This window comes from Ruegeria sp. CG3, from assembly GCF_056537205.1.
Map to the genome: position 1 here is coordinate 192,300 of NZ_JBQFRC010000002.1, position 17,206 is coordinate 209,505.

A 17,206-nucleotide genomic window follows, 5' to 3' on the forward strand; every position below is an offset into this window, starting at 1 on the left:
GAAAAAATTGATACACTATTGATCTACATCAATGTGGTTGCTACGCAAGAGAAAAGTTGAGCCCGGCAGGAGAGAGAATCAGATGACGATCGTCCCCATCACATCCCCCGATCTGGATGCGGCCGAGGTTTCGTGGTTCGCGGCGCTGTGCTCGGACGATTATCAGTTTCTCGGCGTGCCCGACGGCGATCTGCGCTCCAGCTGGGAACATTGCTCGGGCATCGTGAAAGAGGCCGAGGCGCAGGGCTTCCGCAACATCCTGTGCCCGTCCTCGTATCAGGTGGGGCAGGACACGCTGAGCTTTGTCGCCGGCTGCGCCCCGATCACCGAAAAGATCAACCTGCTGGCCGCCGTGCGCTGCGGCGAGATGCAGCCGATCATGCTGGCGCGCACCATCGCGACGCTGGACCACATGCTGAAGGGTCGGCTGACGGTCAACATCATCTCGTCGGATTTTCCGGGGGAAAAGGCCGAAAGCAGCTATCGATACCAGCGCTCGCGTGAGGTGGTCGAGATTCTGAAACAGGCCTGGACGCAGGATGAGATCAATTACCAGGGTCAGGTCTACAATTTCTCGGGTCTGACGACCGATCCGGCCAAACCCTATCAAACCGGCGGGCCGCTGCTGTATTTCGGGGGCTATTCGCCCGATGCGCTGAAGCTGTGCGGCCAGCATTGCGACGTCTATCTGATGTGGCCCGAAACCAAGGACCAGCTGGCCGAGCGGATGAAAGCCGTGCACGCGGTGGCCGACGAGTACGGCCGCACGCTGGACTATGGTCTGCGGGTGCACATGATCGTGCGCGACACCGAGGCCGAGGCCAAGGAATATGCCGACTACATCGTGTCGAAACTGGATGACGAATACGGCCGCGCGATCCGCGAACGGGCGCTGGACGCCACCTCGCTCGGTGTTTCGCATCAGGCCAGGAACCGCGAGCTGGCCGACAAATACGGCTATGTCGAACCGGGCCTGTGGACAGGCGTCGGCCGGGCGCGGTCAGGCTGCGGCGCGGCGCTGGTGGGCTCGACCGACCAAGTGCTGTCGAAGATCGAAGAGTATCAGAAGATGGGCATCCGCGCCTTCATCTTCTCGGGCTATCCGCACATGGACGAGGCCCGCCATTTCGGCACCCGTGTGATGCCGCATCTGAAAACCTGTTCCCTTCCCGAAGCCTATGGAAGGGTCCCTGCTGACACCCCGGCGACGCCGCTGGGCAACGGAGTTCGTCGTTGATGCAACGTATCAAGCTTTCTGACACCCTGGAATTGAGCCGCCTTGTCTATGGCATGTGGCGGCTGGGCGATGACAGCGACACCTCGGCCGCGCATGTGGCGGCCAAAATCCATGCCTGTCTGGATCAGGGCATCACCAGCTTCGATCAGGCCGACATCTATGGCGACTATGGCGCCGAGGCGGTTCTAGGCAACGCCCTGCGCGCCAATCCGGGCCTGCGAGACCGGATGGAGATCGTCACCAAATGCGACATCGTCGCCCCCTGCGGGCGCTATGCGGATGCCAAGGTGAAATACTATGACACCTCGCGCGCGCACATCCTGAAATCTGTGGACACCGCGCTGCGGGAAATGGCGATCGACCATATCGACCTGCTGCTGATCCACCGCCCCGATCCGTTCATGGACCACCATGAAACCGGCGCCGTGCTGGACGAGGTGGTGGCGAGCGGCAAGGTCCGCGCGGTGGGCGTGTCGAATTTCCGCCCCTGGGACTGGCAGCTGCTGCAATCGGCCATGAAGACCCCGCTGGTGACCAACCAGATCGAGATTTCTCTGGGCGCGATCGCCCCGTTCACCAATGGCGATCTGGCCTTTCACCAGCAGCACGGACACCCGGTGATGGCGTGGTCGCCGCTGGGCGGCGGGGCGCTGATGGCGGGCAATCCTCCGGTGGGCGGCGTCGCGGACGAGATCGGCGCGCAGTTCGGCGTCGACCGGGCCGCGGTGGCCGTGGCCTTCCTGCTGGCCCATCCGGCCGGCATCCTGCCGGTTCTGGGCACCAACAGCCTGGACCGCATCAAGCGCATTTCGGACGCCCTGAAAGTCAATCTGGATCGTGAAGCCTGGTTCCGCCTCTACGAGGCGGCGCTGGGGCATGAGGTACCATGATGAACGCATTCTCGAACGACATGGCGCGCACCTTCATTCCGCACAAGGACGACACCCGCACCCTGCGGGACGCTTTCGGCCGGTTCGCCACCGGCGTTACCGTGGTGACCTGCGACAGCCCCGACGGGCCGGTCTGCATCACGGCCAACAGCTTTTCCTCGCTGTCGCTGGACCCGGCCTTGGTGATGTGGGCCGGCGACCGAAACTCGCGCCGGTTTCCCTATTTTCACAAGGCGCGTCATTTCAGTGTTCATGTTCTGTCGGCCGACCAGGCCGAGCTGTGCTTTGGCTGCTCGAAAGACGCCTTTGCCCTGCGCGACATCGACCACGACCGCTGCGAAAACGGAACGCCGCTGCTGCGCGGATGCCTGGCGCGGTTCGAATGTGAACAACATGCGTATCACGATGCGGGCGATCACGTTATCGTGGTGGGCAAGGTCTTGCGGGCCAGCATGGCAGACGGAGACGCGCTGACCTTTTACGCCGGCAAGCTCGGCCAATTCGCGCACCAATAAGCGCGGGACACGGTCGCGGGCCAAACCCGCGGCCTGAACAGGGAGGATCCGCATGGGCGGATTGACATCGGCGCTTGCGCCGATTGCATTCGTGAACGAAACCGCGCTGCGTCTGGGCCGCGCGGTTGGTGTCGTTGCGATCGCCTTCATGGTGATCGCGATCCTGATCCAGGTGTTCTTCCGCTACGTTCTGGGCAACGCCCTGCCCTGGCCTGACGAGGCCGCACGGTTCTGCATGTTGTGGATGACCGGCCTGATGGCGCCCACCGCCTTCCGGCGCGGCGGGTTTGTGGCCATCGACATGCTGGTCCGCCTGCTGCCGCGCGTACCCGGCCAGTTGCTGAACCTGTTCCTGCTGCTGCTCAGCCTGACGGTTCTGGTGGTCGCCGTGCGCATCGGCTGGTCCGAGGTCACGGGCTTTGGCGGGCGTTTCGCCACCGCCGCGCTGTATTTGCCCACGTCGCTGGGCTTTGACGAATGGTACCGGATCCCGCGCAGCTGGATGATGGCCTCCCTGCTGGTGGGCGTGATCTTGCTGCTGTCGGTCAACATCGAGCTGATCCTGCGCTCGATCATCACCCTGCTGGGCGGCAAGGACCTGCTGCCCGAGATCCCCGAAGCCGCCGTGGGGGCCGAATAGATGCTGGTCTGGTTCCTCCCCGTATTTCTGGTGTTTCTGCTGATCGGCCTGCCGGTCTTTTTCGCACTGCTGGCCGCGCCCGGCCTGCTGCTGTGGCTGAACGGCCAGTCCAACGACATCACGCTACTGTATCGCAACGTCTACAACGGGATGGACAGCTTTCCGCTGATGGCCATCCCCTTCTTCATGCTGGCCGGAGAGCTGATGAACCGCGGCGGCATCACCATCCGTCTGGTCGAGTTCAGCCAGGCGCTGATGGGGCATCTGCGCGGCGGGCTGGCGCATGTGAACGTGCTCAGCTCGATCCTGTTTGCGGGGCTGTCGGGCTCGGCGGTGGCCGATACCTCGGCGCTCGGCTCGATGCTGATCCCGGCGATGGAGAAGCAGGGCTATACCCGCAAGTTCGCCGCAGCGATCACCGCCGCCAGCTCGGTCATCGGGCCGATCATCCCGCCCTCGGGGATCATGATCATCTATGCCTATGTCATGGGCGAAAGCGTCGCGGCCCTGTTCCTGGCGGGCATCGTGCCGGGTGTCATGGTGGGCATCGGTCTGATGCTGATGATCAAGGTCATGGCCGACCGGTATGATTTCCCGGTGGCCAGCCGCAAATACACCTGGCCCGAGCGCGGTCAGGCCAGCCTCAAAGCCTTTTTCCCGCTGATGACGCCGGTGATCATATTGGGCGGCATTCTGGGCGGCATCTTCACCCCGACCGAGGCCGCAGCCGTTGCCGTCGGTTATGCCTTCATCATCGGGTTTTTCGTGCTGCGCACGCTGACCTTGAAAGAGGTGCCCGAAGTCCTCAGCAATGCGGGCATGACCTCGGCCGTGGTGCTGCTGCTGGTGGGGGCCGCGATGGCGTTCAAGACCGTGGTCAGCCTCAGCCATGCGCCCGAGCAGCTGGCCGCGCTGATCCTCGGACTGTCCGAAAACCCGCTGATTCTGCTGTTCCTGATCAACCTGCTGCTGTTCGTCGTGGGCATGTTCCTGGATGCAGGCCCGGCGATCATCATCCTGGGGCCGATCCTGGGCCCGATCTTCACCAGCCTGGGGGTCGACCCGATCCACTTCGCCATCATCATGAGCGTCAACCTGACCGTTGGCTTGGCCACGCCGCCGATGGGTCTGGTGCTGTTCGTGGCTGCCGCGGTGTCACGAGAACGGGTGGAAACCATCGCCAAGGCGATCCTGCCGTTCCTGGCCGTCGAAATCGCGGTGATCTTCCTGATCACCTATGTCCCCGCAATATCCATGACGATCCCGCGTTTGACGGGATTTGCAAACTAGACTGAGTACCACAGGGAGGAAACGCATGCTCAGAACATTCTTCAAAACCGCAGCACTGGCCACGTCGCTGGTGGCGGCCTCGGCGCTGGCGGCCTCGGCGGCCGACTATACGCTGCGCGCCACCGCCAATTCGAACGAAAACGACGAGGACTATGACGGCCTGGTCGTGTTCAAGAACTTCGTCGAGAACGCCTCGAACGGCGCGATCGAGGTCGAGCTGTTCATCGGCACGCAGCTGTGCTCGAACGGGGCCGAATGCCTGCAGGGCGTGGCCGACGGCACCATCGACATCTACATCTCGACCTCGGGCGGGGCCTCGGGCATCTTCCCTTACGTGCAGGTTCTGGACCTGCCCTATCTGATGGCCGACGACCGCATCGCCGAGCGGGTTCTGTCGGGTGATTTCACCCGCAAGATGCGCGAAATGGCGCTGGAAGATTCGGGCGGCGCGATCCGCCTGATGACCATTGGCAACACCGGCGGTTGGCGCAACTTCGCCAACACCAAGCGCCGCGTGACCCAGCCGTCCGACATGGACGGGCTGAAGATCCGCACCGTTGTCGCAGACCTGCCGCAGGAACTGGTCAAGGCCCTGGGCGCCTCGCCCACTCCGATCCCGTGGCCGGAACTCTTCACCAGTTTCCAGACCGGCGTGGTTGACGGCTCGAAAAACGGCATCACCGACATCATGGGCATGAAATTCCCCGATGCCGGCCTGCAATATGTAACGCTGGACGGGCACGCCTATATGGGCGCGCTTTGGTGGATGAACAACGCCAAGTTCCAGGAAATGCCCGAAGACCTGCGCCGTGTCGTCGTCGATGGGTTCTATGCGCTGCAGCAGGCCACCTTTGCCTCGCCCAAGCGCAAGTCGATCCAGGCCTACGAGGATTTCGTGGCCGGTGGCGGCGACCTGTACGTGCCGACCCCCGAGGAAAAAGAAGCGTTCAAGCAGGCCGCGACCCCGGTCTATGACTGGTTCCAGCAGAACGTCGCGCGCGGGGACGAGATCTATGGCGCTCTGACCGCGGCCGTGGCCGAGGCCGAAGCCGAGATCAACGCGGAACGCGCCGCCGACCTGAACTGATACGGTTCGGGCCGGGGTGTCGCGTCATCCCGGCCCGCCTTTACCGAAAGGGGTACATCCACCCCTTGTAGTCATTGACCAACACATGGGCCTTTTCGATCTGTTCGGGCGTCATCTTCTTGACCACCTCTTCCAGGCTGATCGCCGCATCGGGGTCGCCGCCGATGGCGCTGAGCGTGTACCACATGTATGCCCGAACCAGATCGGGCGCGGGCAGTCCCAGGCCCAGCTCGTAATACCACCCGACACCCGATTGCGCGCCCGGATGCCCCTTCATCGAGGCGCGCAGATACCATTCGAACGCGCGCTCATAGTCCTGCTCGACCCCAAGGCCAAGGCCGTACATCACGCCGATCAGCTCCTCGGCCTCGGCGTTGCCCGACCGGGCCGCGGGCAGAAGCTGTTCGCGCGCGGCGGCAAACTCGCCCGCCTCCATCAGATCGCGGGCCTGTTCCAGTTCGGCCCAGACGGGCGTGGCGGCAAGACAAAGGGCAAGCACAAGCTGGCGCATGGGGCGGCGGGTCTCCTGTTTTGCGGGGCGGCCTGGGCGCAGGAGCTGCCCGCGCCGCTGACCGATGACGCCTTTCTGTTCTTTGATAGGGAACAGGCCGCGATCGGTCACCAGCTATTTTATGACCCGATCCTGTCGGGCAACCGCAACATCAGCTGCGCCCATTGCCACCACCCGGATTTCGGCACCTCGGACGGCCTGTCGCTGGGCATCGGCGAGGGCGGCCAGGGCCTTGGTCCGGACCGCACGCCCGGCACCGGGGCAGACCGCATCCGCAAGCGCATCCCGCGCAACGCGCCGGGCCTGTGGAACCTGGGCGCGCGCGACATCCACACGATGTTCCATGACGGGCGGCTCAGCCTGTCGGACGTCTATGGCAACGGGTTTAACTCGCCCGCGCAGGAATGGCTGCCCGAAGGGCTGAATTCGCTGTTGGCCGCGCAGGCGCTGTTTCCGCTGACCGCTCAGTTCGAAATGGCCGGGAACGTGGCCGAGAACGAAGTCACCGGCGCCGTGCATGACCGGATCGATAAGGGCTGGCCGATCATCGCCAAACGGGTGCGGACCGACCCGAAATACGGCCCGGCGATGGTGGCCGCCTTTGACGACGTGGACAGCACCGAGGACATCACCATCACCCATGTCGCCAACGCTCTGGCCGCTTTCATGGCCATCGAATGGCGCAGCACCGACAGCCCGTTCGACCAGTACCTGGCTGGGGACGAGACCGCCCTGACCCCCGATCAAAAGGCCGGGATGCGGCTGTTCTACGGTAAGGCGCGGTGCGCCACCTGCCATTCGGGGCCGCTGCTGTCGGATCAGAAATTCCACGCGCTGGCCCTGCCGCCATTCGGCCCGGGCCGCACCCGGCAATGGGACGCCTATGCCCGCGACGTGGGTCGCATGGGCGAAAGCGACCGGCTGGAGGACGCCTATCGGTTCCGCACGCCGATGCTGCGCAACGTGGCGCTGACCGCACCCTATGGCCACAACGGCGCCTTTCTCGACCTCGAAGGGATCATCCGTCACCACCTGAACCCGGCAACCAGCCTGTCACGCTGGACAACCGATCAGGCCGCGCTGCCCCAGGTGCCGTGGCTGGAACAGGCCGATTTCATCGTCTGGCAGGACCAGTTCGAGATGGCACGCCAACGCGCCAAGGTCGACATCACGCCAGTTGACCTGAGCGACGGTGAAATCGCGCAGTTGGTGGCGTTCCTGCACGCCCTGACCGGGACGAGCGTGGAGACGCCGCCCTTTGGCGTGCCCGCGGACTTCAAGCCCTGAGAAAACCCCCGCCGGATCGGGCGGGGGTTTCGGTGTTTTTATTCTGCGGCTTCTTCGTATGCGTCCATGGGCGGGCATGTGCAGACGAGGTTCCGATCTCCGTAGGCGTTGTCGACGCGGTTGACGGGCGACCAGTATTTGTCGACGCCCATGGAACCCGGCGGGAAGCAGGCCTGTTCGCGGGTGTAGGGTCGGTCCCACTCGCCCACCAGGTCGCGCACCGTGTGGGGGGCGTTCTTCAGCGGGTTGTTCTCGGGGTCGATCCTGCCATCGATGACATCCTGCGCCTCGGCACGGATCGACAGCATGGCGTCGCAGAAGCGGTCCAGCTCGTCCTTGGGCTCGGATTCCGTCGGCTCGACCATCAGCGTGCCGGCCACCGGCCAAGACATGGTCGGCGCGTGGAAGCCGCTGTCGATCAGCCGCTTGGCCACGTCGTCGACGGTGATGTTGCCTGCCTCGGCCAGCGGGCGGGTGTCGAGGATGCATTCATGCGCCACACGACCCGACTCGGACGTGTAGAGGATCGGATAGGCCTCCTGCAGACGCGCGGCGATGTAGTTGGCGTTCAGGATCGCCACCTTGGTCGCCTGGGTCAGACCCGCACCGCCCATCAGCAGCACATAGGCCCAGCTGACCGGCAGGATCGACGGAGACCCGAAGGGCGCCGCCGAAACCGGACCCACGGCGGTGCCGTATTCCGGGTGGCCCGGCAGGTGCTCGGCCAGATGCGCCTTGACGCCGATCGGGCCCATGCCGGGGCCGCCGCCGCCATGCGGAATGCAGAAGGTTTTGTGCAGGTTCAGGTGGCTGACATCGCCGCCGATGTCGCCGGGGCGCGACAGACCCACCATGGCGTTCATGTTGGCCCCGTCGATATAGACCTGCCCGCCGTGGTCATGGGTGATCTGGCAGACCTCCTGCACGGTTTCCTCGAAAACGCCGTGGGTCGAGGGGTAGGTGATCATGCAACCGGCCAGGTTGTCCGAGTGCTTCTCGGCCTTCTCGCGGAAGTCGGTCAGATCGATGTTGCCCTTCGCGTCCGCCTTCACCGGTACCACCTGCCAGCCGACCATCTGCGCCGAGGCCGGGTTGGTGCCATGCGCCGAGGTCGGGATCAGGCAGACATTGCGGTGCCCTTCGCTGCGGGCGAAGTGATAGTTACGGATGGTCAGCAGGCCTGCATATTCGCCCTGCGCGCCCGAGTTGGGCTGCTGGGAGATCGCGTCATAGCCGGTGATCTGGCACAGCTTGTCGTTCAGATCGGCAATCATCTCGTGATAGCCCTGCGCCTGATCTTCGGGGCAGAACGGGTGCAGATTGCCGAACTCGGGCCAGGTGACCGGGATCATCTCGATCGTGGCGTTCAGCTTCATGGTGCAGCTGCCCAGCGGGATCATCGCCCGGTCCAGCGCCAGGTCGCGGTCGGCCAGGCGGCGCATGTAGCGGGTCATCTCGGCCTCGGCCCGGTTCTTGTGGAAGATCGGGTGGGTCAGATAGGGCGTCTCGCGCAGCGCATAGTCCGGCAGGCGATACTGCTTGTTCGAGCTGTCGTCCTTCTTGTCGATGCCGAAGGCGCCCCAGACCGCCTCGATCGTTTCGGCGCGGGTCTGTTCATCCAGGCTGATGCCGACGCGGGTCTCGCCGACCTTGCGCAGGTTGACGCCGCGCGCCACCGCCGCCTCCATGACGGTCTTCTGCAGCGGGCCGACCTCGACCGTGATCGTGTCGAAGAACACCTCGGGCTCGACCTTGAAGCCGTGCTCTTCCAGACCCGCCGCCAGGCGCGAGGTCTTGCGGTGCACCGACTGCGCGATCGCCTTGATCCCGTCGGGGCCGTGGTACACGGCATACATCGAGGCGATCACCGCCAGCAGCGCCTGCGCGGTGCAGACGTTCGAGTTGGCCTTCTCGCGGCGTATATGCTGCTCGCGGGTCTGCAGCGCCAGGCGATAGGCCTTGTTGCCGCGGCTGTCGATGCTGACGCCGATGATCCGGCCCGGCATCGCCCGTTTCAGCTTGTCGGTGGTGGCCATGTAGGCGGCGTGCGGGCCGCCATAGCCCATCGGCACCCCGAAGCGCTGGGTCGAGCCCACGGCGATGTCGGCCCCCATCTCGCCCGGGGATTTCAGCAGCGCCAGCGACAGGATGTCGGCGGCCACGATGGCGATGGCGTTGTGTTCATGCAGCGCCGCGATTTCCGATGTGAAGTCGCGCACATGGCCATAGGTGCCCGGATACTGGAAGATTGCGCCGAACACGGCGCCGGGATCCAGATCGTCAGGGTCGGCGACCTTGACGTCGATGCCCAAAGGCTCGGCCCGGGTTTTGATCACCGCGATGGTCTGCGGGTGGCAGTTGCGGTCCACGAAGAAGGCCGCGTTGTTGGCCTTGGACCGGCCACCGCGCTTGGCCATCGCCATCGCCTCGGCCGCTGCGGTCGCCTCATCCAGCAGCGAGGCATTGGCCACGTCCAGCCCGGTCAGATCGCTGACCATGGTCTGGAAGTTCAGCAGCGCCTCGAGCCGGCCCTGGCTGATCTCGGGCTGATAGGGCGTGTAGGCGGTGTACCAGGCCGGGTTTTCCAGAATGTTGCGCAGGATCGGCGCCGGCGTGGTGGTGCCGTAATAGCCCTGACCGATCAGCGAGGTCAGAACCTTGTTCTTCCCCGCCACTTTTTTCATGTGATAGAGCGCGTCGCGTTCCGTCATCGCCGGGCCCCAGTCCAGCGGCTCTTTCTGCCGGATCGCCGGGGGGACGGTGGCGTCGATCAGATCGTCCAGCGTCTTGAAGCCAATCACTTTCAGCATGTCGCGCATCTCGGTCGGGCTGGGACCGATATGGCGGCGGTTGGCAAAGTCATAGGCTTCGTAGTCGGTCAGTTTGAAGGCCATTGCAGCGCTCCCATGGATAGGTCAGGCCCGACGGAGACTGAGGAAGCCTCCGGCGGGGAGTAAGGGCCGTCCCGGGAACTGTCCGGTGGACAGTTTCAGGCCCGAACGGGCGGAGCCCAAATTCGGCGGCACAAGTCAAAACGATGGAGCCCCAGGCCGGGACTCCGTGGGTTTAGCCGATGAACGCCTTGTAGCCGGCCTCGTCCATCAGATCTTCCAACTGCGCGGCATCGGTGATCTTGATCTTGTAGATCCACGCCTCGCCCTCGGGATCCTCGTTCAGCGCGCCCGGGTTGTCGGCCAGCGTCTCGTTCACCTCGAGAATTTCGCCATCGACCGGGGCATAGATCTCGGAGGCCGCCTTGACGGATTCGATCACCCCGATCTCGCCGTCCTTCGCAAACTCTTCACCCACGTCCTGCTGCTCGACGAACACCACCTCGCCCAGCTGCTCGGCCGCGTGCTTGGTGATGCCCAGCGTGGCCGTGTCGCCCTCGACCGTCAGCCATTCATGTTCTTCGGAATAATAGGTTGCCATGCTGTCTCTCTCCTGACTTCAACGCTTGTAATTCTGTTTGACGAAGGGCAGCGCCACGATCCGCGCCGGCTGCGCCTTGCCCCGGATGATCAGATTCACCTGTTCGCCCGGCTCGGTGTGGCCGGCGGCGACGCAACCCATCGCAACCGGGCCGCCGACCGTCGGGCCGAACCCGCCCGAGGTGATCTGACCGATCGTGTTGGCCTGCAGGTCCTGCACCTCGACCCCCTGTCGCGCCGGGGCGCGGCCATCGGGCTTGATCCCCACCAGCTTGCGCGCGGCGCCTTCGGCCAGTTCGCGCTGGATGCGGGCCGCGCCGGGAAAGCCGCCCTCTTCCTTGCGCCGCTTCTGGATCGCCCAGGCCAGGTTGGCCTCGATCGGCGAGGTGCTCTGGTCGATGTCATTGCCATACAGGCACAAACCCGCCTCCAGCCGCAGGCTGTCGCGCGCGCCCAGGCCCGCAGGTTCACAATCCTCATGCGCCAGCAGGGCGCGGGTGACCTCGATCGCCTTGTCCTCGGGGATCGAGATCTCATAGCCGTCCTCGCCCGTGTAACCCAGTCGCGAGATCCGGCATTCGACTCCGTCGATCGGGGCAACGGTGGTTTCCATGAACTTCAGATCGCGGGCCGCCGGGCACAGCGTGCCCACCACGTCCTCGGCTTTCGGGCCCTGAACCGCCACCAACGCGCGGTCGAAGATCTCGGTCACCTCGACGCCGTCCAGATGCGCGCGCATGTGCGGAATGTCCTGATCGCGCAGCGCCGCGTTCACCACCACGAAGAAATGATCGCCCGCGTTCGACACGATCAGGTCGTCCATGATCCCGCCGTCCGCGTTGGTGAAGAACCCATAGCGCGCCTTGCCCTCGGGCAGTGTCGCAAAAGCCTGCGGGCACAGCGCCTCGAGCTTCTCGCCCACATTCTCGCCCCGCAGTATCACCTGACCCATGTGGCTCACATCGAACAGCGCCGCCTTCTCGCGGCACTGCTTGTGTTCGCCCATGATTCCCAAAGGATACTGAACGGGCATCTCCCAGCCCGCAAAATCAACCAGCTTGCCTCCCAACTCAACATGAAGGTCATACAACGGCGTGCGCTTCATTCCAGGCATGTCAGTGTTCTTTCTTTTGGCAAAAGTGGCGCGATGGACCGGATCCAAAAGCGTATGGCTGGGAATACCATGCCACGGCAGCCTTTCCGGATCGAGTCAGTGGAATTCTGGCTGGTCGACATGCATTTTCCGGGACCGGCAACTTCACGGCTGGCGGTGTTCCGTCCGACTTCAGATCGCAGGTATTCATCACGGCCTAAATCGCTCATGGACAAGGAGTATACATCTGCATGCTGCAGCTTTGTGTCGTATAGGAAACTTTTTTCCGTTACGCAACAGCTGAAATTGCAGTATTCGCGGTCGGCGGCCCCATACCTCAGCGATCGGCAAGTGCCGCCTCCAAGGCCTTCAACCCCGTCACCAGATCGGCCTCGGCAGTGTCCTCCGCGAAGTCATGACTGATACCGTTGATGGATGGCACGAACAGCATTCCGACCGGCATCAGGGCTGACACGTTCGACGCATCGTGCAAGGCCCCGGACGGCATGACCCGCCAGTTGCCGGGCGCGACGGTCTGGGCTCCGTGTTCCAGCGACCGCCGGAGGGTTGGATCCATTTCAACCGGTTCGATGCCCAGCATTGGCCCGAACTGCGCATCGCCCCCGATGGTTTCACTGACCTCTTGGGCGGTCGTGCGAATGATGCTTTCCATTCGGGCCAGACGATCCGTGTCCTGATCGCGCCACTGCATCGAGAAACGGACTCGGCCAGGAACGATTGACGAGGCATTCGGAGACAGCTCAACATGACCGATCGTCCAGACCGTCTGCGGGGTCACCACGTTGCGGAACCGCTCGTTGATCAGGCCATTGAAGATCGTCAGAGCCTGGAACGCGTCTCGGCGCAGGTGCATCGGCGTCGTGCCGGCGTGGTTCTGCTGGCCGGAAAACTCGATGACCACGTCGCGAATGCCCACGATGTCCGAGACCACACCGATGGCCTCGGCGTTGGCATCCAGAACCGGACCCTGCTCGATATGCATTTCGATGAACCCGGTGAATTGGGCGGGGTTCACAAAATCCTGCGTCAGACTTTGCATCCGAGCGCGCGCATCGCCAAACCCTATGCCCGCGTGGTCGGTCAGGTCGTCGGCCTGCGCAAGGGGCAACTTGCCGGACCAGATGGCTGATCCGGTGGTGACGCCGAACCGGCCTTCCTCATCCTGAAAGCTGACCACCGAGATCGGGCGCTGGCTGGAGCGAGCCAGCTCCAATGCCGCGATTACGCCCAGCGCGCCATCCAGCCAACCGCCCTCGGGCTGGCTGTCTGAATGTGACCCCATCAAAAGCGACGGCGCGGATGCCAGACCGAACAGGTTTCCGACCGGATCAAAATGCGGTTGCAGCCCGGCCTCCTGAAACCGGTCGGCCAGCCATCGCCGCGCCGCAATGTCCGCGTCTGAATATGCCGGGCGCACGACGCCTTTACCAACCCCCGCAGCTCCGAATTCCCGCAGCTTGTGCAGATCATCCAGAAACCTCTGCGCATTCACGGCCATTGCGCTGTCCTTTCTTGTCGCTTGCCGCAACTCTATCGCCGGGCCGTCCGCCCGCAAGCCCGGTTGCAGCCTGTCCCGGTTTTTTGACGGCAACCGGCCGAACACCTCTGGCCCCTGCGTGCAAGCTGCCCTAAGACTTCGGGCCAAGAGGGACCGACATGTCATACATCACATTGGTACGCCACGGGCAGGCCAACACCACCGCACGGGACGAACACAGTTATGACAAGCTCAGCGAGCTTGGGCATCAGCAGGCGCGCTGGCTTGGGGCCCATCTGCGCGAGACCAAAGCCCATTATCCACGGGTGTTTTGCGGCACCCTGACCCGGCATGTTGAAACGGCGGCAAGCATGGGTCTGCCGGAACCCGTCCGTGATGCACGTCTGAATGAAATCGAGTATTTCACCCTTGCGCAACTGTTCGAGGAACAGCACGGCGTGACGATCCCGACGGACCGCGAAGGCTTCGTTCAGCACCTGCCGCTGACCTTCAAGGCCTGGGCCAACGGCGACATTCGGAACGCGCCCGAAACCTTCGAGCAGTTTGAAACCCGCGTCTCGGACGCTCTGCGCGAAATCCATGACGGCGACGGGCCGGCCATCGTGGTGACCTCGGGTGGGTTGATCTCGATGGTGGTGCGGCAGGCGATGGGGCTGGACATCCCGGCGATGGCGCGCGTGGCCCTTGCCATCATGAACACCTCATTGCATCGTCTGCACCCGATCGGAGCGGACCTGAGCCCGGTTCTGTTCAACGCGGTTCCACATCTGGAAGCGCCGGACCGGCATTTCGCCCAGACCCACCTGTAACCGGATCGGAGGTCCCAGATGCAGATCTACTACGCACCCCGCACTATCTCGATCGCCGTCGTCATCGCGCTTGAGGAAGCCGGTCTGGATTATGAGGCGATCAAACTGGACTTCGCTGCGGGCGAGCAGACGACGGCGGCCTACAACCAGATCAACCCCAAGGGTCGCGTTCCCGCTCTGGTGGTCGATGGTGGCATTCTGACGGAAACCGGCGCTCTGCTTGAATACATCGCAGCCAAGGCCCCGAAGGCCGGGCTTGTTCCGGACGATCCGGTCCTGGCCGCGCGGATGCGCGAGGTGATGTACTACCTGGCCTCGACCATGCATGTGAACCATGCGCACAAAATGCGCGGTCACCGTTGGGCGGATCAGGAGTCCAGCTGGCAGGACATGAAGGACAAGGTGGCCCAGACGATGACCGAGTCCTGCGCTTACATCTCGTCAAACGGGCTGCGCGGCCCGCTTGTTTTGGGCGAGGCATTCTCGCTGGCTGACGCCTATCTCTACGTGGTTTGCAGCTGGTTGGAAGGTGACGGGGTCGATGTCACGGCCTTTCCCAAGATCCAGGCCTTCCGCGCGGCGATGGAGGCCCGACCCTCGGTTCAGGCGGTACGGGCCGCCGGAATGCTCTGACAAAAGGACATCGCATGACACATCTCTGGGTCCGGGCTGAACAACGCCCGAACGAGGAACGGGTGGGCCTGACGCCCGAAGGCGCGGCGCAACTGATCGCCGCCGGCATCCGCGTGACGGTCGAGGAAAGCCATGTCCGCGCCATCCTGATCGACGGCTACCGCGCGGCAGGCTGCGAAATCGCGCCGGAAAACTCCTGGCCGGATGCGCCGTTGGATGCGGTCATCTTCGGCCTCAAGGAACTGCCCGAGGACGGCACGCCCTTGCCGCACCGCCACATCATGTTCGGCCATGCCTTCAAGGGCCAGCATTCGGGCCGCAAGCTGCTGGAGCGGTTCAAGGCCGGTGGTGGCACGCTGTATGACCTGGAATACCTGGTGGACGAGACCGGGCGGCGGGTCGCGGCCTTCGGCTATTGGGCCGGGTATGCCGGCGCGGCGGTCACGCTCAAGACTTGGGCGGCGCAGCAGCGGGGCGAGATCTGCGGCCCCGTCGGCGTCTATCCCGGCAAGGACGCGTTGAACGCCGAACTTCTGGCCGAGTTGGACGCCACCGGCGCTCCCCGCCCCCGCGCCATCGTCATCGGCGCGCTTGGAAGGGTCGGCACCGGCGCGTCCGATCTGTGCGAGGCGATGGGGGTCGAGGTGACCAAATGGGACATGGCCGAAACCGCCGATGGCGGGCCGTTCCCGGAGATCCTCGAACACGACATCTTCCTCAACTGCATCTTCGCGCGCCCCGGCACCCCGGTCTTTGTCCCGCGCGAGGCGCTGAATGCCCCGCGCAAGCTGACCGCCATCGGCGACGTGGCCTGCGACCCCGACAGCGACTACAACCCGGTGCCGGTCTATGACCGCGCCACAACTTGGGAAGAACCCGCCCTACGCGTGGCCACCGACCCGGTTCTCGACGTCATGGCCATCGACAACCTGCCCTCGATGCTGCCGGTCGAAAGCTCGGAAGACTACGCCGCGCAGCTTCTGCCCTCGTTGCTGACCCTGACCGACCTGACCTCGGGCGTTTGGGCGCGGGCCGAGGACACCTTCAAATCCCATATCGAAAGGATCTGAGCCATGACGATTCACTGGTGTGGCACCGGCCTGTCGGCCATCCCCGGCCTGCGCCGCCTGATCGAGGCCGGCCACAAGGTCACCGTCTGGAACCGGACCGTCGACAAGGCCCGCGCCGAGGTCGGTGACCTGACCGACGACATCCGGGCCTTCGACATTGATGCGCTGGGCGCGGTGCTGGAAAAGGGCGACGTGATCGTCTCGATGCTGCCGGGCGACTGGCACGTGCCGCTGGCGGAACTGGCGATCGAGAAGGGCGCGCATTTCGTCTCGTCCTCCTACATCGCGCCCGAGATGCGTGCGCTGAACGACAAAGCCCGCGAGGCCGGCGTCGCGCTGGTCAACGAAGTCGGGCTGGACCCGGGCATTGACCACCTGATGGCCCATGCGCTGGTGGACGATTACCGCGCGTCCGACGCCTTCGACCCGGAAAACCACCTCAGCTTCATTTCCTATTGCGGCGGCATCCCCAAGAACCCCAACCCGTTCCGCTACAAGTTCAGCTGGTCGCCCTTGGGTGTGCTCAAGGCGCTGCGCTCGCCCTCGCGGTCGATCCGCGACTATGCCCCGCTGGACGTGGCCCGGCCCTGGGACGCGATCAGCACCTATGTCGCCCCGCTGCCCACGCCCGAAAGCTTCGAGGTCTATCCGAACCGCGATTCAATCCCCTTCATGCAGCAGTACCATTTCGAGGAGCACTGGCCGGTCAAGGAATTCGTCCGCGGCACTCTGCGGCTGAACGGCTGGTCGGATGCGTGGTCGGACGTGTTCCGCGAGATCGAAACGCTGGAAGGCCCCGAGGGCGATGCCCGGCTCAAGGAAATGTCCGACCAGTTCTGGGCCGAGAACGCCTATGAAGAGGGCGAGCCGGACCGCGTCGTGCTCTGCGTCGGCCTGAAGGCCGAGAAGGACGGCATACCGGTCTGGCACAAGACCTATGTGATGGACGCCTGGGGCGACGCACGCGGCAGCGCGATGGCGCGTCTAGTGTCGATCCCGGTCTCGCTTGCGGTCGAGGCGGTGCTGAACCGCGCCATCCCCGCCGGCGTCCATGCCGCGCCCAGCGATCCGAAACTGGTTCAGAGCTGGATGGCCGAGATCGACAAGCTGGCACAGCACCTGCAGGTGGTCGACCACCTGGCCTGACCCAACCAAAAAGCCATTCCGGACGCACCGGAATGGCTTTTTACTGGT

General features: G+C 64.2%; 16 protein-coding genes. 11 read left to right on the top strand and 5 right to left on the bottom strand.

From position 1 onward, the window contains the following. The first annotated feature begins 82 nt into the window (after positions 1-82). Genes ACR0NB_RS11505 through ACR0NB_RS11530 form a run of 6 tightly spaced genes read left to right on the top strand, consistent with a single transcriptional unit; the run spans position 83 to position 5,659 of the window. Positions 83-1,237 (top strand): LLM class flavin-dependent oxidoreductase, encoded by a 1,155-nt coding sequence (locus ACR0NB_RS11505; RefSeq protein ID WP_093964187.1) that lies wholly within the window; start codon positions 83-85, stop codon positions 1,235-1,237. Continuing rightward, complete coding sequence (locus ACR0NB_RS11510; RefSeq protein WP_480775737.1) at positions 1,237-2,127, top strand: aldo/keto reductase; 891 nt, start codon at positions 1,237-1,239, stop codon at positions 2,125-2,127. Before ACR0NB_RS11505 ends, ACR0NB_RS11510 begins: the two co-directional genes overlap by 1 nt. Further along, a complete protein-coding gene (locus ACR0NB_RS11515; protein WP_480775738.1) occupies positions 2,124-2,642 on the top strand; it encodes a flavin reductase family protein in 519 nt (172 codons plus the stop codon). The genes ACR0NB_RS11510 and ACR0NB_RS11515 overlap by 4 nt, the downstream gene beginning before the upstream one ends. A gap of 52 nt (positions 2,643-2,694) precedes the next feature. Beyond that, positions 2,695-3,282: a TRAP transporter small permease gene (locus ACR0NB_RS11520; RefSeq protein WP_480775739.1), complete on the top strand. Its 588-nt coding sequence runs from the start codon at positions 2,695-2,697 to the stop codon at positions 3,280-3,282. Beyond that, on the top strand, positions 3,283-4,572 hold the full coding sequence (locus ACR0NB_RS11525; protein ID WP_170600227.1) for a TRAP transporter large permease: 1,290 nt from the start codon (positions 3,283-3,285) through the stop codon (positions 4,570-4,572). Between the two features lie 25 nt (positions 4,573-4,597). Beyond that, positions 4,598-5,659 carry a TRAP transporter substrate-binding protein gene (locus tag ACR0NB_RS11530; protein ID WP_170341179.1) on the top strand — a complete coding sequence of 354 codons (1,062 nt, stop codon included), beginning with the start codon at positions 4,598-4,600 and terminating at the stop codon, positions 5,657-5,659. A gap of 40 nt (positions 5,660-5,699) precedes the next feature. On the opposite strand, the gene ACR0NB_RS11535 is transcribed toward ACR0NB_RS11530, so the two are convergent. Beyond that, a complete protein-coding gene (locus ACR0NB_RS11535; RefSeq protein WP_005980315.1) occupies positions 5,700-6,170 on the bottom strand; it encodes a tetratricopeptide repeat protein in 471 nt (156 codons plus the stop codon). 45 nt (positions 6,171-6,215) lie between these two features. Between ACR0NB_RS11535 and ACR0NB_RS11540 the strand changes: the two genes are divergently transcribed. Next, positions 6,216-7,457: a cytochrome-c peroxidase gene (locus ACR0NB_RS11540; protein ID WP_480775914.1), complete on the top strand. Its 1,242-nt coding sequence runs from the start codon at positions 6,216-6,218 to the stop codon at positions 7,455-7,457. A 38-nt stretch (positions 7,458-7,495) separates the two neighbouring features. Here the strand turns inward: ACR0NB_RS11540 and gcvP are convergent, their stop codons facing one another. From gcvP to ACR0NB_RS11560, 4 genes are all read right to left on the bottom strand, one after another. Further along, positions 7,496-10,351 (bottom strand): aminomethyl-transferring glycine dehydrogenase, encoded by a 2,856-nt coding sequence (gcvP, locus tag ACR0NB_RS11545; RefSeq protein WP_480775740.1) that lies wholly within the window; start codon positions 10,349-10,351, stop codon positions 7,496-7,498. Between the two features lie 172 nt (positions 10,352-10,523). Further along, on the bottom strand, positions 10,524-10,889 hold the full coding sequence (gcvH, locus tag ACR0NB_RS11550) for a glycine cleavage system protein GcvH (protein ID WP_093964179.1): 366 nt from the start codon (positions 10,887-10,889) through the stop codon (positions 10,524-10,526). Between the two features lie 18 nt (positions 10,890-10,907). After that, the gene (gene gcvT / locus ACR0NB_RS11555; protein ID WP_480775741.1) at positions 10,908-12,002 is read right to left on the bottom strand and encodes a glycine cleavage system aminomethyltransferase GcvT; all 1,095 of its coding nucleotides are present in this window, start codon (positions 12,000-12,002) and stop codon (positions 10,908-10,910) included. A 316-nt stretch (positions 12,003-12,318) separates the two neighbouring features. Further along, positions 12,319-13,500 (bottom strand): hydantoinase/carbamoylase family amidase, encoded by a 1,182-nt coding sequence (locus tag ACR0NB_RS11560; RefSeq protein WP_480775742.1) that lies wholly within the window; start codon positions 13,498-13,500, stop codon positions 12,319-12,321. Between the two features lie 158 nt (positions 13,501-13,658). On the opposite strand from ACR0NB_RS11560, the gene ACR0NB_RS11565 reads away from it, so the two are divergent. The 4 genes from ACR0NB_RS11565 to ACR0NB_RS11580 are packed head-to-tail and all read left to right on the top strand — an operon-like array spanning position 13,659 to position 17,158. Continuing rightward, positions 13,659-14,309 carry a histidine phosphatase family protein gene (locus ACR0NB_RS11565; protein WP_170364170.1) on the top strand — a complete coding sequence of 217 codons (651 nt, stop codon included), beginning with the start codon at positions 13,659-13,661 and terminating at the stop codon, positions 14,307-14,309. 18 nt (positions 14,310-14,327) lie between these two features. Continuing rightward, positions 14,328-14,942, top strand: coding sequence for a glutathione S-transferase family protein (locus ACR0NB_RS11570; protein ID WP_480775743.1), 615 nt, complete (start codon positions 14,328-14,330; stop codon positions 14,940-14,942). A gap of 14 nt (positions 14,943-14,956) precedes the next feature. Next, positions 14,957-16,012, top strand: coding sequence for a saccharopine dehydrogenase (locus ACR0NB_RS11575; protein WP_480775744.1), 1,056 nt, complete (start codon positions 14,957-14,959; stop codon positions 16,010-16,012). Between the two features lie 3 nt (positions 16,013-16,015). Next, a complete protein-coding gene (locus tag ACR0NB_RS11580) occupies positions 16,016-17,158 on the top strand; it encodes a saccharopine dehydrogenase family protein (protein ID WP_480775745.1) in 1,143 nt (380 codons plus the stop codon). The last annotated feature ends 48 nt before the right edge of the window (positions 17,159-17,206 follow it).

What these genes read in the sequence shown, in the direction of transcription:
- ACR0NB_RS11505 (WP_093964187.1), top strand. Translation starts at nt 83, where the DNA reads ATGACGATCGTCCCCATCACATCCCCCGATCTGGATGCGGCCGAGGTT.
- ACR0NB_RS11510 (WP_480775737.1), top strand. Translation starts at nt 1,237, where the DNA reads ATGCAACGTATCAAGCTTTCTGACACCCTGGAATTGAGCCGCCTTGTC.
- ACR0NB_RS11515 (WP_480775738.1), top strand. Translation starts at nt 2,124, where the DNA reads ATGATGAACGCATTCTCGAACGACATGGCGCGCACCTTCATTCCGCAC.
- ACR0NB_RS11520 (WP_480775739.1), top strand. Translation starts at nt 2,695, where the DNA reads ATGGGCGGATTGACATCGGCGCTTGCGCCGATTGCATTCGTGAACGAA.
- ACR0NB_RS11525 (WP_170600227.1), top strand. Translation starts at nt 3,283, where the DNA reads ATGCTGGTCTGGTTCCTCCCCGTATTTCTGGTGTTTCTGCTGATCGGC.
- ACR0NB_RS11530 (WP_170341179.1), top strand. Translation starts at nt 4,598, where the DNA reads ATGCTCAGAACATTCTTCAAAACCGCAGCACTGGCCACGTCGCTGGTG.
- ACR0NB_RS11535 (WP_005980315.1), bottom strand. Translation starts at nt 6,170, where the DNA reads ATGCGCCAGCTTGTGCTTGCCCTTTGTCTTGCCGCCACGCCCGTCTGG.
- gcvP (WP_480775740.1), bottom strand. Translation starts at nt 10,351, where the DNA reads ATGGCCTTCAAACTGACCGACTACGAAGCCTATGACTTTGCCAACCGC.
- gcvH (WP_093964179.1), bottom strand. Translation starts at nt 10,889, where the DNA reads ATGGCAACCTATTATTCCGAAGAACATGAATGGCTGACGGTCGAGGGC.
- gcvT (WP_480775741.1), bottom strand. Translation starts at nt 12,002, where the DNA reads ATGCCTGGAATGAAGCGCACGCCGTTGTATGACCTTCATGTTGAGTTG.
- ACR0NB_RS11560 (WP_480775742.1), bottom strand. Translation starts at nt 13,500, where the DNA reads ATGGCCGTGAATGCGCAGAGGTTTCTGGATGATCTGCACAAGCTGCGG.
- ACR0NB_RS11565 (WP_170364170.1), top strand. Translation starts at nt 13,659, where the DNA reads ATGTCATACATCACATTGGTACGCCACGGGCAGGCCAACACCACCGCA.
- ACR0NB_RS11570 (WP_480775743.1), top strand. Translation starts at nt 14,328, where the DNA reads ATGCAGATCTACTACGCACCCCGCACTATCTCGATCGCCGTCGTCATC.
- ACR0NB_RS11575 (WP_480775744.1), top strand. Translation starts at nt 14,957, where the DNA reads ATGACACATCTCTGGGTCCGGGCTGAACAACGCCCGAACGAGGAACGG.
- ACR0NB_RS11580 (WP_480775745.1), top strand. Translation starts at nt 16,016, where the DNA reads ATGACGATTCACTGGTGTGGCACCGGCCTGTCGGCCATCCCCGGCCTG.